We start from the raw sequence: 14,629 nt of genomic DNA, 5'->3' as shown, positions 1-14,629 counted from the left end.
CGCCGGCGCCGGCGCGCGGGTCAGCGCCGGCGCAGCGCCCCGGCGGCGGTCGTGTGCGTGACCGACATGGCCGTGAGCAGCCCGGCGACGACGAGCAGCGGCGCCGTCCACCCGCCCGTCGCCTCGTGCACCGCGCCGAGGACGCTCGGCGTGGCGGCGGCGACGGCGTACCCGAGCGTCTGCACGGTCGCGGACATGCGGCGGGCGGCGGCCGCCGACCCCGCCACGGTGGCGACGACCGTGAACACCACGACGAAGTTGGCCGCCTGCGCCAGCCCCGCGAGCACCGACCACAGCGGCCACCCCGCCGGCGCCAGCAGCAGGCCCAGCGGCAGGCTGAGCCAGCACGCGGTGATGCCGAGGACGACCGCGCGCGGCGACACCCCGCGCCGCGCGAGCAGCGGCGGCACGACCAGGCTGCCGACGACGCCCAGCACCTGGAACACCGCGGCGCCCGCGCCCGCCGCCGCACGCCCGAGCCCGGCCTCGTCGCGCAGCACCGACGGCAGCCACGCCGTGACACCCATGTAGGCGGACGCCTGCCCGGCGAACGCGACGACCAGGAGCCACGTCACGCGCCGGCGCAGCACGCGCACAGGGGCGGTCGGCGCGGCGGGCGTCGGCGTGGCGGCCCCCGCGGCGCCGGCGTCCGGCACCGCGTCGCCGGCGGCCGGCCTCGTGGCCGTCGTCCCCGCGGCGCGCGCGTGCACCCGCGCCCACGCGGCGAGGGCGACGACCGTGAGCGCGCCCCACGACACGAGCGCCCACCGCCACCCGACGAGCGCCGCGAGCGGGGCCGTGCCGAGCGTCGTCAGCGCCGCGCCCGCGTTCATCACCGCGGAGTAGAGGCCCATGACCCGCGGCACCCGGGTGGGGAAGTCGCGGCCGATGACCAGCGGCACGCCGACGTTGCCGACCGTGATGGCGGCGCCGAGCACGACGGTGCCGACGAACGCGCCCGTCGTCCCGCCGAACGAGCGCAGCAGCGTGCCCGCGAGGATCGCGAGCAGCGCGGCCGCGAGCATCCGCGTCGTGCCGGCGCGCGCCAGCGCGACGGCGGCCAGCGGGGTCAGGGCGGCGAAGCACAGCACCGGCACGCCGGTGAGCAGCCCGGCGGACGCGGGCGTGAGCCCCAGGTCCGCGCCGAGCCGGTCGACGACGGGCGCCAGCGCCGTGATCGGCCCGCGCAGGTTGAGCGCGACGAGCAGCAGCGCGACGAGCAGCGCGCCCTGCGCGGCGTGCGGCCTGCGCGGCAGGGGCCGCCCGGGCCGCGCCGACGTCACGACCGGTCGAACAGGGTGAGGACGTCGCGCAGCAGGGCGGCGAGCCGGTCGCGGTCCGCCTCGGGCAGGTCGCCGAGCAGCCCTGCCTCGACGTCGAGCAGGTCGGCGAACGCCTCGTCGACGCGCTGCAGGCCCGCGGGCGTGAGCTGCACGAGCACGCCGCGCCGGTCGTCGGGCGACGGCTGCCGCTCGACGAGCCCCTGCTCGGCGAGCCGGTCGATGCGGTTGGTCATCGTCCCGCTGGTCACCAGGGTCTGCGTGAGCAGCGCGCCGGGGGAGAGGCGGTACGGCGCGCCCGCGCGGCGCAGCGCCGCGAGCACGTCGAACTCCCACGTCTCGAGGCCGTGCCGCGCGAAGGCGCCGCGCCGCGCCAGGTCGAGGTGGCGCGCGAGACGGCTGACGCGCGACAGCACCGTGAGGGGTCGCACGTCCAGGTCGGGCCGCTCCCGCTCCCACGCGAGCACGATGCGGTCGACCTCGTCCTGGGGGGCGCGGCCGAGGTCGGTCTCGGCCATGGGGGAAGGGTAGTCGTCGCGGGGCACCGGTCAGGGACGCCCGGCGGCGCGCGCCGGCTCCGTGCCCTTCGTCAGCTGCGGCCGGCGCTCCAGGCCGGACAGGCCGTTCCACGCGAGGTTGACCAGGTGCGCGGCGACCTCGGCCTTCTGCGGGCGTCGTGCGTCGAGCCACCACTGGCCCGTCAGGGCGACCATGCCCACGAGCATCTGCGCGTAGATGGGGGCGGTGCGCCGGTCGAGGCCCTGCTTGGTGAACTGGTCGGCGAGCAGGTGCTCGACCTGCGTCGCGACGTCGCCGATGAGGCTCGAGAACGTGCCCGTCGCCTGCGCGACCGGCGAGTCCCGCACGAGGATGCGGAACCCGGCCTCGGACGTCTCGATGTACGACAGCAGCGCGAGCGCGGTCCGCTCGACCAGCGCCTTCGGGTGCCCGCCCCCCTCGAGGGCGCCCGTGAGCGCACCCGTGAGCGCCTGGATCTCGCGGTCGACGACGACGGCGTAGACGCCCTCCTTGCCGCCGAAGTGCTCGTACACCACGGGCTTGGAGACGTCGGCGCGCGCCGCGATCTCCTCGACGCTCGTGTTGTCGAAGCCCTTCTCGGCGAACAGCGTGCGCGACACGTCGAGCAGCTGGGCGCGTCGCTGCGTCCCGGTCATGCGCGAGCGCGGCGTGCGCTTGGGGTCGGCCACGCGGCCATTGTGCCGTGCGGGGCTGGCAGACTGGGCGGCCGGTCCGCCCTGGTGTAACGGCAGCACGCAGGCCTTTGGAGCCTTGCGGTCCAGGTTCGAATCCTGGGGGCGGAGCCCGCGGGCGCCGCACGCACCCGCGGCCCGACGGCGGGACCGGGAGGGACGATGGCGTCCTGGATCTGCGCGACCTGCGGCGTCGAGCACGCCGCGCGGCCCGAGGTGTGCGCGATCTGCGCCGACGAGCGGCAGTGGGTGCCGGCCGACGGCCAGCGCTGGACGACGCTCGAGGAGCTCGCGGCGGACGGCACGCGCGTCGACGTGCACGAGCTCGAGCCGGACCTGCTCGGCCTGACCACCGCACCCGGCGTCGGCATCGGGCAGGAAGCGAAGGTGCTGCGCACGCCGGACGGCGTCGTGCTGTGGGACCCGCCGGCCTTCCTCGACGACGCCTCGGTCGCCGCGGTGCGCGCGCTGGGCGAGGTCGTCGCCGTGGTCGCCAGCCACCCGCACATGTTCGGCGTGCAGGTCGGGTGGAGCCGGGCCCTGGGCGGGCCGCCCGTGCTCGTCGCGGCGGCGGACGCCGGGTGGGTCGCGCGGCCGGACCCCGTCGTGGCGACGTGGGACGGCGAGCGGGAGCTCCTGCCCGGCGTGACGCTGAGCCAGCCCGGCGGCCACTTCCCCGGCAGCGCGGTCCTGCACTGGGCGGCCGGTGCCGAGGGGCGCGGCGTGCTGCTGACGGGCGACACCATCTTCGCCAACCCCGACCGGACGTCCGTCAGCTTCATGCGCAGCTACCCGAACCGGCTCCCGCTGTCGGGCGCCGTGGCCGAGCGCATCGCGGCGCACGTGGCGCGCCGGCCGTTCGACCGGCTCTACAACAACTTCGCGGGCGGGGTCGTGCCGCACGACGCGCTCGCGGTCGTCCGCCGGTCCGCGGCGCGGCACGCGGCGTGGGTGCGCGGCGACCACGACGACCTCACGTAGGCCCGTGAGCATGGCCACAGCCGGCCCGCCCGGGCACCGGGACCGACGGGAGGCACGCGGCGCGGCGGTAGAGTCCACTGACGCACGACGACCCGGCCCGTCCCGGGCACGACGCGAGGAGCACCACTGGTGGACGTCCCCCGCCCCGCAGCCGTCATCGTCCTCGCAGCGGGTGAGGGCACACGGATGCGCTCGGCAACACCCAAGGTCCTGCACACCCTCGGCGGCCGCTCCATGGTCGGCCACGCGCTCGCCGCGGCACGGGCGCTCGAGCCCGAGCGGGTGGCCGTGGTCGTCCGCCACGAGCGGGAGCGCGTCGCCGCGCACGTGCTCGAGGTGGACCCCGGGGCGCTGCTCGTCGACCAGGACGACGTGCCCGGCACGGGCCGCGCCGTCCAGGTCGCGATGACGGCGCTCGACGGCGCCGCGCAGGCCGCCGCCGCGCAGGGCGAGGACGACCGCGCGGCCGACGGCGCCGCGGCGCACTCGGTGCTCGACGGCGCGGTCGTCGTCGTGGCCGGCGACGTGCCGCTGCTCGACGCGGGCACGCTCACCGAGCTGCTCGCCGCGCACGCGGCCGACGGCAACGCCGTCACCGTGCTCACCACCGAGGTGCCCGAGCCCACCGGCTACGGGCGCATCCTGCGTGAGCCCGGCACGGGCGACGTCCTCGGCATCGTCGAGGAGAAGGACGCCGACGACGCGCAGCGCGCCGTCACCGAGATCAACACGTCGGTGTACGTGTTCGAGGCGCGCGTGCTGCGCGCGGCGCTCGCGCGGCTCGGCCGCGACAACGCGCAGGGCGAGGTGTACCTGACCGACGTGCTCGCCATCGCGCGCGGCGACGGCGGCCACGTGCGCGCGCTGCGCACCGACGACCGGATGAGCGTCGAGGGCGTCAACGACCGCGTGCAGCTCGCGGTGCTGCGCGCCGAGCTCAACCGCCGCCTGCTCGAGGACTGGATGCGCGAGGGCGTCACGGTCGTCGACCCGGCGACCACGTGGGTCGACGTCGACGTCGAGCTCGCCCGCGACGTGACCCTCCTGCCGAACACGCAGCTGCACGGCGCGACGACGGTGGGCGAGGGCGCCACGGTGGGCCCCGACACCACGCTGACGGACGTCGAGGTGGGCCCCGGCGCGACGGTCGTGCGCACGCACGGCTCGCTGTCGGTGATCCGCGAGGGCGCCACCGTCGGCCCGTTCGCCTACCTGCGCCCCGGCACCGACCTCGGCGCCGGCGGCAAGATCGGCACGTTCGTCGAGACGAAGAACGCCCAGATCGGCACGGGGTCCAAGATCCCGCACCTGTCCTACGTCGGCGACGCCACGATCGGCGAGCACTCGAACATCGGCGCCGCCTCGGTCACCGTCAACTACGACGGCGTGAACAAGCACCGCACGGTCATCGGCTCCCACGCCCGCACCGGCTCGGACAACATGTTCGTCGCGCCGGTCGTCGTCGGCGACGGCGCCTACACGGGCGCCGGCACGGTCGTGCGCCGCGACGTCCCGCCGGGCGCCCTCGCGGTGAGCGCGGGCTCGCAGCGCAACATCGAGGGCTGGGTGCAGCGCTCGCGCGCCGGCACCGCCGCCGCCGACGCCGCCGCGCGCGCCCGCGGCACGCAGGACGTCGGCGCGCTGTCCCCGCAGGCCCGCGCCGAGCGGGAGCGGGCCGCGGCCGTCGGGGAGCGCGTCGCACCGCCGCCGGACCTGCCGGGGCAGCCGCAGCGCCTCGCGGACGGCGACGGCACGGCCACGACGACGACGGACGAGGGAACGACGCGATGACCGGCATCACCTCCAGCGACGGCGAGAAGCGCCTGGTCCTCGCGTCGGGGCGCGCGCACCCCGAGCTCGCGCAGGACGTCGCCGAGCACCTCGGCATCGAGCTGCTGCCGACGACGGCGTACGACTTCGCCAACGGCGAGATCTACGTGCGGTTCGGGGAGTCGGTGCGCGGCGCGGACGCGTTCATCCTGCAGTCGCACTGCTCGCCCATCAACCAGTGGCTGATGGAGCAGCTCCTCATGGTCGACGCCATGAAGCGGGCGTCGGCCAAGACGATCACCGTCATCGCGCCGTTCTACCCGTACGCGCGGCAGGACAAGAAGCACCGCGGCCGCGAGCCGATCTCGGCCCGCCTGGTCGCCGACCTGTTCCGGACCGCCGGCGCCGACCGCATCATGAGCGTCGACCTGCACGCCGCGCAGACGCAGGGCTTCTTCGACGGCCCGGTCGACCACCTGTGGGCGCAGCCGATCCTCGTCGAGTACGTCCGCACGCGCGTCGACACGTCGAACGTCACGGTCGTCTCGCCCGACGCCGGCCGCATCCGCGTCGCCGAGCAGTGGGCCGCCAAGCTCGGCGGCGGGCCGCTCGCGTTCGTGCACAAGACGCGCGACGTCCGCAGCCCGAACAAGGCCGTCGCCAACCGCGTCGTCGGCGACGTCGAGGGGCGCTCCTGCGTGATCGTCGACGACCTCATCGACACGGCCGGCACGATCGCCGGCGCGGTCCGCGTCGTCCTCGAGGCGGGCGCGAAGGACGTCATCGTCGCCGCGACGCACGGCGTGCTCTCGGACCCCGCGGTCGAGCGGCTGCAGTCCTGCGGCGCGCGCGAGGTCATCATCACCGACACGCTGCCGGTCGCGGAGGAGCGCCGGTTCCCGCAGCTCACGGTGCTGTCGATCGCGCCGCTGCTGGCGCGCGCGATCCGCGAGGTCTTCGACGACGGCTCGGTGACCTCGCTCTTCGACGGCAACGCCTGACGGGCGACATCCTCCGGCCCGTCCCGGCCCGCGGCACCACCCGCACCGGCCGTCGCGCACCCGCGCGGCGGCCGGTGCCGTGCACCCGGCCGCACCGGGTAGGATCGTCAGGTTGCCTCGGCGAGGGACGACGGACGGTCGGACGGGAGCTCGTGCTCCGGGACGGCTCCCGGCTCCGTGATCGACTGGGTGGACGCCTCCGCGTGCCGCCCGTCCTGCGTCCCGCGTCGAGGCCACCGGGCCCCCGTGCCCGCACCCCGGCCGGTCCACCGGCCCCGAGCCCGCCCGCATCCCGCGCGCCCGCCCTCCCCGGCACGGCGCGCCACGTCCCCACGAGGAGTCGCAGTGTCCGACGTCAAGCTCGCCGCCACCACCCGCACGGAGTTCGGCAAGGGCGCCGCCCGCCGCCTGCGCCGCGCCCACCAGGTCCCCGCCGTCCTCTACGGCCACGGCACGCAGCCGCAGCACGTCGCCCTGCCGGGCCACGAGACGATGCTCGCGCTCAAGCACACGAACGCGCTGTTCGAGATCGAGCTCGAGGGCGAGACGGTCCTCACGATCGTCAAGGACGTGCAGCGCGACGTCGTCCGCCAGGTCATCGAGCACGTCGACCTGCTCATCGTCCGTCGCGGCGAGATGGTCTCCGTCGACGTCCCGGTCGTCGTGACCGGCGAGTCGGCACCCGGCACCATCCACGTCGTCGAGACGCAGACGCTGTCGCTCGAGGCCGACGCGACGAAGCTCCCGTCGTCGGTCGACGTCTCGATCGAGGGCCTCGCGGCCGGCACCTCCGTCACCGCGGGCGACGTCGTCCTGCCCGACGGCTCGACGCTGATGAGCGACGCCGACCAGGTCGTCGTCGTGATCTCGGAGCCGCAGGCCTCGGCGGCGGACGTCGCCGACGAGCAGGCCGTCGCCGACCTCGCCGCGCAGCAGTCCGCGGCCTCGGGCGCCGACGCCTGACCCGGACCGCCACCGTCCGACGCCCGGTACCGTCCCACGGTGCCGGGCGTCGGCGCGTCCGGACCTGACCGGCAGGGCACCGCAGCGCCGCGCTCGCCGTGACCCGCCCGCAGCAGCCCCACCGCCGCACCCCACCCGCCGCACCCCACCCGCCGCACCCCGCCCCCACGGAGGACCCCATGACGGACGGACCCTGGCTCGTCGTCGGCCTCGGCAACCCCGGCGACCGCTACGCCGGCAACCGCCACAACGTCGGGCAGATGGTGCTCGACGAGCTGGCGGTGCGCGCCCGGGCGACCTTCGGCGGGCGGGTCGGGTCGCTGGGCCGCCGCCCGCAGGCGACCGCCGTCGAGGTGCGGCTCGGCACCGGTCCGGGCGGCGTCCCCGGCCCGCGCGTCCTGCTCGCCAAGCCCACCACGTACATGAACGAGTCCGGCGGGCCCGTCGCCGGCCTCGCGCGCTACCTCGACGTGCCGCCCGACCGCGTCGTGCTCGTGCACGACGAGCTCGACATCCCGTTCGCCGACGTGCGCCTCAAGAAGGGCGGCGGCGAGGGCGGCCACAACGGCCTGCGCGACACCACCAAGGCGCTCGGCACGAAGGACTACGTGCGCGTGCGGGTCGGCGTCGGCCGGCCCCCGGGGCGCATGGACCCGGCCGACTTCGTGCTCCGGGACTTCAGCGCGGCCGAGCGCAAGGACCTGCCGTGGCTGGTCGACCGCGCCGCCGACGCCGTGGAGGCGGTCGTCCTCGAGGGGCTCGAGGCCGCGCAGCAGCGGTTCCACACGAAGGTCTGACCGACCTCGGCGGCGACCGCCGGACCTCAGCCGGCGGCCGTCCCCTGGTGGCGCCGGCGCGCGCGACGTGCGACCGCCAGCGCGCGGGGCACCACGTCGCGCACCTGCTGGCGGCGCCGCTCGACGGCGTGCCGCCGCGCCATGCCCGCGAGCAGCGCGACGCCGTCGTCCTCGGAGTCGACGAGGCCGCGCTCCGCCCAGAACGCGGCGAGGACCCGCCGGGCCGGCGCGTCGAGCCGCGGCACGGCGTTGCGGTGCACGGCGAGCAGCGGCAGCGCGTGCGCCGCGACGGTCGCCACCGTCTCGCGCACGCCGTCGGCGGTCGCGCCGCGCGGCCAGATCGTCGCGCTCGGCTCGTCGGTGAGCTCCATGACGTGGTCGAGGGTGCCGTCGCGGCGCACCACCCAGCCGGCGTAGAGGAAGAACTCCGTCAGGTCGTCCGCCACGAACGCGTGCGCGAACGGGCGTCCCGCGCGCTGCTCGACGTCCTGCACGAGCGCCCGCACCACCTCGGTGTCGAGCACGAAGGGCGTCACGGTGGACGCGAAGCGGTCGACGTGCGCCTCCGGGTCGATGCCGAGGTGGGTGAGCACGTGCGTGAACGCCGGCCGCAGCGGGTGCGTGCGGTACCCGTAGCCGCGCACGCGCGCCCGGCCGTCCGCGGTGACGAAGGCGTGCGGCTCGGGACGCGCGACGAGGTGGTTCTTCGCGTCGAGGACGACGTAGTGCGGCGTGCGCACCGATCGCGCGACGGCGAGCTTGAGCGCCTGCTGGCGCCGCCAGCCCGAGGTGCGCGGCAGCGGGCACACGTCGGCGGGCCGCAGGACGCGGACCCGGGGCGCGTGCGGGCCGTAGGCCGCGAGGAGCGCGGCGCGGTCCGCCGCGCGCAGGCCCCGCGCGGTGTTGTCGAGCACCACGACGTCCGCCGCCTCGGCCGGCGGCAGGTGCCGTGCGAGGGACCGCGCCTGCAGGTGCAGCAGCGGGACCTCCGCCTCGAAGACGGGTGTCACCCAGGTCAGTGCCACGCGGCGCTCCTCCCCCTCGTCGGCACGCGGAGCATATCGGGCGGAACGGACGCCGCGGGGCGCCGGACCGGGTGGTCCGGCGCCCCGCGGCGCGTGGTGGCGCTGTGCGTCGTCCGACGCCGTGCGTCAGATGTTCGTGCGCTTCACGGCGACACCGTCGGGGTAGACGTTGCTGCGCATGTCGAGCGAGTACGCGGTCGGGACGCGGACCGAGCAGTTCTTGTACTGCGTGTTGCGGCCGAACGTGTTGTTCGCGATGGTGACGCCGGTCGGGGCGCCGATCGTCGCGTTCTTGACGTTGATCGTGCACGCGCCGCCGTCGATGTAGTTGCCGGTGACGCTGAGCTTCGAGACCGCGCCGGCGTCCTGCGTCAGCATGAGCGCGGCGTTGTGCGATCCCTCGATGGTGTTGTCGCGGATCGTGACGTTCGCGCCCTTCTGGAGCTGGATCGAGTCGTCGTGGCTCGGCTTGCCGCCCCAGTTCGGGTCCTGCTCGTAGTGCGCGTTGCGGTGCAGCCACGACTTCTCGATGAGCACGTTGCTGCCGTGGATGTGCACCGGGTCGATGACGTCCGCGATCTCGACGCGGCGCAGGGTGAAGTTCCAGCCCTTGACGCCGTCCTGGTTCGCCGACTTGGTCTGCGGGATGAGCGTCGAGTCCTCGATCGTCACGGAGTACGCGTCGCCCTGGACCCGGACGAGGTCCGCGGCCTGCGGCGTCTGCGTGCCGCGGATGTAGGAGTTGCGGATGGTGACGTTCGCGGCCTTGACCGTGACGTAGCCACGGATGTCCCAGCCGTCGATGACGGTGTTGGGCTGCGTGATCACGAGGTTGCCCTCGTGCACCTTGCTGAACGACCTGCCCGCCGGCATGCCGGTGGTGTCGGCGTTCGGGCGGCCGGTGGCGGTGGCCGCGGCGGTCTTGTCGGCGGGGGCGGCGACGGTGACCGTGCGCGTGGCCGTGCCGGTCGCGCCGTCGTCGTCCGTCACGGTCAGCTGCACGGTGTACGTGCCGGCGGCCGCGAAGGTGTGCCGTGCGGTGCGGCCGGTGGCGGTCGTGCCGTCGCCGAACGACCACGCGTAGGAGGCGACCTGGCCGTCGGCGTCGGCCGAGGTGCCGGCGTCGACCGACGCGGTGAGGCCGTCGACCGCGGGCGCCGCGAAGGCGGCGGTGGGCGCCACGTTGGGGGCCGTCACGGTGACCGGGCGGGTCGTCGTGGCGGTGGCACCCTCGTCGTCCGTGACGGTGAGGCTGACGGTGTAGGTGCCGGCCGCGGCGTAGGTGTGCTCCGCGGTGCGACCGGTCGCCTTCGTGCCGTCGCCGAAGTTCCAGGCCCAGGCCGTCACGGCGCCGTCGGCGTCGGTCGACCGCGAGCCGTCGACGCGGGCGACCAGGCTCTTGCGGGCGGTCGAGGCGTCGAGCGTGGCGACGGGGGCGGTGTTCGGCACCGTGACGGGCGTGGCCGTGGTGACGCGCAGGTCGTCGAAGCCGAAGGTGACGGGCGCGTTCGTCACGTTGCCCGCGAGGTAGGCGCTGACGCCCACGTGGCCCGGCGCCTGCAGGGCCGCGGTGCCGCTCGTGGCGGAGGCGGTCCAGTCGGCGGGCTCGGGCTGGCCGGCGCGCCACGCCTTGGCGCGCAGCGTGGTCGGGGCGGTGCCGGACGCCTGGACGCGCACGGCGATGCGCTCACCGGCGGCGAACGTGCCGGGCAGGGCGACGGCGGGCAGGACGGTGCCGGCGTCGACGAGCGCGACCGTGGCGGTGCCGTCGGCGAGGAGGCGCACCTTGGCGGCGTACTCCTGGCCGCCGACGCGGCGGGCGGTGACGCCGAGGTGGGCGCCGGAGCCGGTCATCGCGGAGCCGGCGGCGACCGTCAGCGACACGTCGCTGTCGGTGGAGGCGACGGTGCCGAGCCACGACTGGATGGTCGAGCCGGCGCGGGGGACGACGAGGTTCCCGACGCCGCCGGACACCCCGTAGCTGGCGGCCGCCCCGTTGTGGGTCCAGGCGCCGCCGTTCTCGGCGGAGCCCCAGGCGCCGGTGGTGGTGCGCGAGAAGGCGTCGGCGGCCAGGACGGGCCACTCCTGCCGGGGGGCGGCCGAGGCGACCGTGGGGGACAGGGCGACGACCACGCCGGCCGTGACGGCGGCGGCGGCGACGGCGCGGACGGGCCCGCGCGTGCTGCGGAAGAACGAGTGCATGACGGACGACTCCGATGGTCGGGAAGAAGAGACGTGGCCGGGGTCACAAATGCACGCACGGGCCCTGTGGCGCATTCCCCGGGAGAGCCTGACCAGCCGATCGGCTGCGGCGATGACTCAATCTTACGAAGCGTTCACTCATGCGGGAAGGCCGCGATCAGTGCCCCATTTGCGCTGTATCAGCGTTCTGGACCGGGTCAAAACAGGACGAAGTCCATCAAGCCCGGCTAGGTGTTATGACTATCGGTGATACGTATCACCGATTTTCACCCGACGCCCCGGCCTGGCGCATTTCGGGCAGTTCAAGGGGATTCGATCCGCTGACCTGCGGAATCGCGCGCGCCCGACCGGGTGACGGTGTGACGAGGGCGGCACGGCACTCCGGCAGGCCCGTCGCGGACGTCTGGGAGGTGGCACCCAGGCGTCGCGCCGTGCCGCGCCCCGCCCCGCCCGTGGCGTCCGGCCGGATGGGGTGAGAACGGCAGACGCAGGGTGAAATCGGACGGAACATGATGAAGCGGGCAGATGGCGCTCCTACCCTTCGGAGGACCGCTGAGGCGACCACGCATCGATCCACCGGGGGGAGGACCTGTGACGCTGACCGCAGACCGCGGCGAGATCTCGTCGCACGACGGGTCGGAGCGCCGCGCACCGGCGCTCGGACCGCGCCGGTCGTGGGCCTCGACCGAGCCGTTCGAGCGGCGCCGCACGCCGTTCAACGACGACGAGGCCGCGCGGGAGCGGGCCTGGCGTGCCGTCGGGCTGCGCCACGCGCTCGTGGCGGCGGCGCTCGACGGCGCGACGGCGCTGGTCGCGTCGGCGGCCGTGCTGGGCGACGGCGTGGCCGCACGGGAACGTGCGCTCGTCCCCGTGCTCGCGGCCGTCGTGTTCGTCATGCTCGTCGCCGCGTGCGGCGGGTACCGGCGGGGCGTGCTGGGCGACGGCCCCGGCGAGTTCCAGGCGGTGCTGCGGGCGTCCGGCGCCGCCGCGGTGCTCGCCATGGCGGTCGCGTTCGCGTTCGGCGTCGCCGTGCCCCGGCCCGCGGTGCTCGTGGGCCTCCCCGTGCTCGCGCTCACCGCCTGCGTCGCGCGCTACGCGCTGCGCCGGCACCTGCACCGGCGGCGCCGCGAGGGCGTCGGCATGCGCAGCACGATCGTGGTCGGGGACGCCGCGTCGGCGCGTCGGGTCGTCGAGGACCTCTCCGCGACGCCGCACCACGGCTTCCGTGTGGACGGCGTGTGCCTGCCGTCGGTGCAGGACGCCGAGGTGGTCGCGGGCGTCCCGGTGGTCGGCGGCGTCGCCGACGTCGTGCAGGTGGCGGCGGACCTCGCGGGGGAGGTCGTGATCGTCACCGGCTCCTGCCTGAGCGGGGAGGCCCTGCGCCGCCTGTCCTGGGCGCTCGGACGCGCCGGCGCGGACCTCGTCGTCGCCCCGGGCATCGTCGAGGTCTCCGGTCCGCGCCTGTCCGTCCGCCCCACGGTGGGCCTGTCGCTGCTGGAGGTGGAGGTCGACCCGCCGCGCCGTCGCATGGTCGCCAAGACCGTCCTCGACGTGACGCTGGCCGCGCTGCTCGGCGTCGCCGTGCTGCCGGTCGTCCTGCTGGCCGCGGCGGCCGTCGCCCTGACGTCACCGGGGCACCCCTTCTTCCGCCAGACGCGCATCGGCATCGACGGCCGGCCCTTCACCATCTGGAAGCTGCGGACCATGCACACCGACGCGGAGGAGCGGCTCGCCGCCCTGCGCGACGCGGACGAGGGGGCCGGCGTGCTCTTCAAGATGCGCGCGGACCCGCGTGTGACACCCGTCGGGCGCGTGCTGCGCCGGTTCTCGGTCGACGAGCTGCCGCAGCTGTGGAACGTGGTGCGCGGCGACATGTCGCTCGTCGGCCCGCGGCCGCCGCTCGCCCGCGAGGTGGACGCCTACGAGGACGAGGTGCACCGGCGCCTCGCGGTGAAGCCCGGCCTGACGGGGCTCTGGCAGGTGAGCGGACGCTCCGACCTCGCGTGGGACGAGGCGGTCCGCCTCGACCTGCGCTACGCGGACAACTGGTCGGTGGCGATGGACCTCATGATCCTGTGGAAGACCGGCCGTGCGGTGCTGCGAGGCGCAGGTGCGTACTGAGGCGGGGGCGCGCGCGGACGGCGCGCTGCGGATCGCGATGGTCGGCACGCGCGGCGTGCCGGCGCGGTACGGCGGGTTCGAGACCGCCGTCGAGGAGGTCGGGCGCCGCCTCGTCGAGCGCGGGCACGACGTCGTCGTCTACAGCCGCGAGCACGCGTCCGACCTCGGTGTGCGCGAGCACCTCGGCATGCGCCGCGTCGTGGTGCCGGCGGTCCGGCGGCGCTCGCTCGAGACGCTGAGCCACACGGCCCTGTCCGTCGGGCACCTCGTGGCGGCACGGGCCACCGACGTGGCGTTCGTGTTCAACGCCGCGAACGCCCCGCTGCTGCCCGTGCTGCGGGCCGCGCGCGTGCCCGTCGCGACGCACGTCGACGGCCTCGAGTGGCAGCGCGCGAAGTGGGGGCCGGCGGGTCAGCGCTACTACCGCCGCGCCGAGGAGATGGCGGTGCGGTGCTCGGACGCCCTCATCGCCGACGCGCCGGGCATCGCCGACTACTACACGGCCGAGTTCGGCGTCCCCACGACGCTGCTGGCCTACGGCGCGCCGATCCTCGAGGACGCCGGCGCCGACCGGCTCGCCGAGCTCGACCTCGCGCCCGACGGCTACCACCTCGTGGTCGCCCGGTTCGAGCCCGAGAACCACGTCGACGTCCTCGTCGCGGGGTACGTCGCGAGCGCTGCCCGCCTGCCGCTGGTGGTCGTCGGCTCGGCGCCGTACGCGGACGAGTACACGGCGCGCGTGCGGGCCGCGGCGGGGGACGACCCCCGCGTGCGGCTCGTCGGCGGCGTCTGGGACGCGCAGCTGCTCGACCAGCTGTACGCGAACGCCCGCACCTACCTGCACGGTCACTCCGTCGGCGGCACCAACCCGTCGCTGCTGCGCGCGATCGGTGCGGGCACGGCCACCATCGCGTGGGCGGTGCCCTTCAACCGGGACGTGCTCGGCGACGACGGCGTGTACGTGGACGACGTGCCCGGCATCGCCCGCGCGGTCGAGGCCGCCGAGCTGCACGCGGCCGTCACGCGGGCGCGCGGCCACGTGCTGCAGGGCCGGGCGCGGGCGTACGACTGGGACGACGTGGCCGCGGGGTACGAGGCGCTCGCGCGGGACCTGCACGCCCGGCGGACGCCGGGGCCGCAGCGGGTGCGCCGCCGCCCCGCGACGGCGGAGCGGGCCGGGACGACGGTGCACGTGGCCGCCGTGCCGGTCGGGCCGGCCGTGCCGGCCGGGCCCGCCGTGCCGGCCGGGCCCGCCGTGGTGGACGTGCGGGACGGGGT

The 14,629-nt window shown here is 75.8% G+C and carries 12 protein-coding genes and 1 tRNA gene; 8 read left to right on the top strand and 5 right to left on the bottom strand.

Annotation, left to right across the window (positions count from 1 at the left end; translation table 11 throughout):
- Positions 1-20 precede the first annotated feature (20 nt).
- From AB6N23_RS13005 to AB6N23_RS12995, 3 genes are read right to left on the bottom strand one after another with little or no spacing between them, the layout of a single operon-like run.
- Entirely contained in the window at positions 21-1,283 is a 1,263-nt protein-coding gene (locus AB6N23_RS13005; RefSeq protein ID WP_412866464.1) for an MFS transporter, read from the bottom strand.
- Complete coding sequence (locus tag AB6N23_RS13000) at positions 1,280-1,798, bottom strand: MarR family winged helix-turn-helix transcriptional regulator (protein ID WP_412866463.1); 519 nt, start codon at positions 1,796-1,798, stop codon at positions 1,280-1,282. The genes AB6N23_RS13005 and AB6N23_RS13000 overlap by 4 nt, the downstream gene beginning before the upstream one ends.
- Before the next feature lie 30 nt (positions 1,799-1,828).
- On the bottom strand, positions 1,829-2,455 hold the full coding sequence (locus AB6N23_RS12995; RefSeq protein WP_412866466.1) for a TetR/AcrR family transcriptional regulator: 627 nt from the start codon (positions 2,453-2,455) through the stop codon (positions 1,829-1,831).
- Between the two features lie 75 nt (positions 2,456-2,530).
- Here AB6N23_RS12995 and AB6N23_RS12990 point away from each other — a divergent pair.
- The 6 genes from AB6N23_RS12990 to pth all read left to right on the top strand — a co-directional run bounded on the left by AB6N23_RS12990 (position 2,531) and on the right by pth (position 8,003).
- Positions 2,531-2,602: transfer RNA gene (locus AB6N23_RS12990), tRNA-Gln, on the top strand.
- Between the two features lie 51 nt (positions 2,603-2,653).
- Positions 2,654-3,472: an MBL fold metallo-hydrolase gene (locus AB6N23_RS12985; RefSeq protein ID WP_412866462.1), complete on the top strand. Its 819-nt coding sequence runs from the start codon at positions 2,654-2,656 to the stop codon at positions 3,470-3,472.
- Positions 3,473-3,601: 129 nt separating this feature from the next.
- On the top strand, positions 3,602-5,263 hold the full coding sequence (gene glmU / locus AB6N23_RS12980; protein ID WP_412866461.1) for a bifunctional UDP-N-acetylglucosamine diphosphorylase/glucosamine-1-phosphate N-acetyltransferase GlmU: 1,662 nt from the start codon (positions 3,602-3,604) through the stop codon (positions 5,261-5,263).
- The gene (locus AB6N23_RS12975) at positions 5,260-6,243 is read left to right on the top strand and encodes a ribose-phosphate diphosphokinase (RefSeq protein ID WP_378204412.1); all 984 of its coding nucleotides are present in this window, start codon (positions 5,260-5,262) and stop codon (positions 6,241-6,243) included. Before glmU ends, AB6N23_RS12975 begins: the two co-directional genes overlap by 4 nt.
- A gap of 345 nt (positions 6,244-6,588) precedes the next feature.
- Positions 6,589-7,206 (top strand): 50S ribosomal protein L25/general stress protein Ctc, encoded by a 618-nt coding sequence (locus AB6N23_RS12970; RefSeq protein ID WP_412866460.1) that lies wholly within the window; start codon positions 6,589-6,591, stop codon positions 7,204-7,206.
- Between the two features lie 179 nt (positions 7,207-7,385).
- Positions 7,386-8,003 carry an aminoacyl-tRNA hydrolase gene (gene pth, locus AB6N23_RS12965; protein WP_412866459.1) on the top strand — a complete coding sequence of 206 codons (618 nt, stop codon included), beginning with the start codon at positions 7,386-7,388 and terminating at the stop codon, positions 8,001-8,003.
- Between the two features lie 26 nt (positions 8,004-8,029).
- Here the strand turns inward: pth and AB6N23_RS12960 are convergent, their stop codons facing one another.
- Positions 8,030-9,028: a DUF6492 family protein gene (locus tag AB6N23_RS12960; RefSeq protein ID WP_412866458.1), complete on the bottom strand. Its 999-nt coding sequence runs from the start codon at positions 9,026-9,028 to the stop codon at positions 8,030-8,032.
- 126 nt (positions 9,029-9,154) lie between these two features.
- Complete coding sequence (locus AB6N23_RS12955) at positions 9,155-11,230, bottom strand: PKD domain-containing protein (RefSeq protein WP_412866457.1); 2,076 nt, start codon at positions 11,228-11,230, stop codon at positions 9,155-9,157.
- Between the two features lie 591 nt (positions 11,231-11,821).
- Here AB6N23_RS12955 and AB6N23_RS12950 point away from each other — a divergent pair.
- Positions 11,822-13,351 (top strand): sugar transferase, encoded by a 1,530-nt coding sequence (locus AB6N23_RS12950; RefSeq protein ID WP_412866456.1) that lies wholly within the window; start codon positions 11,822-11,824, stop codon positions 13,349-13,351.
- 37 nt (positions 13,352-13,388) lie between these two features.
- Positions 13,389-14,629 (top strand): DUF1972 domain-containing protein (locus AB6N23_RS12945; protein WP_412866465.1); only part of this gene is annotated, 1,241 nt, incomplete at its 3' end.

The organism is Cellulomonas pasadenensis (assembly GCF_047229365.1).
Classification (GTDB): Bacteria; Actinomycetota; Actinomycetes; order Actinomycetales; family Cellulomonadaceae; genus Cellulomonas.
This window is presented reverse-complemented; position numbering and strand designations above follow the sequence as displayed.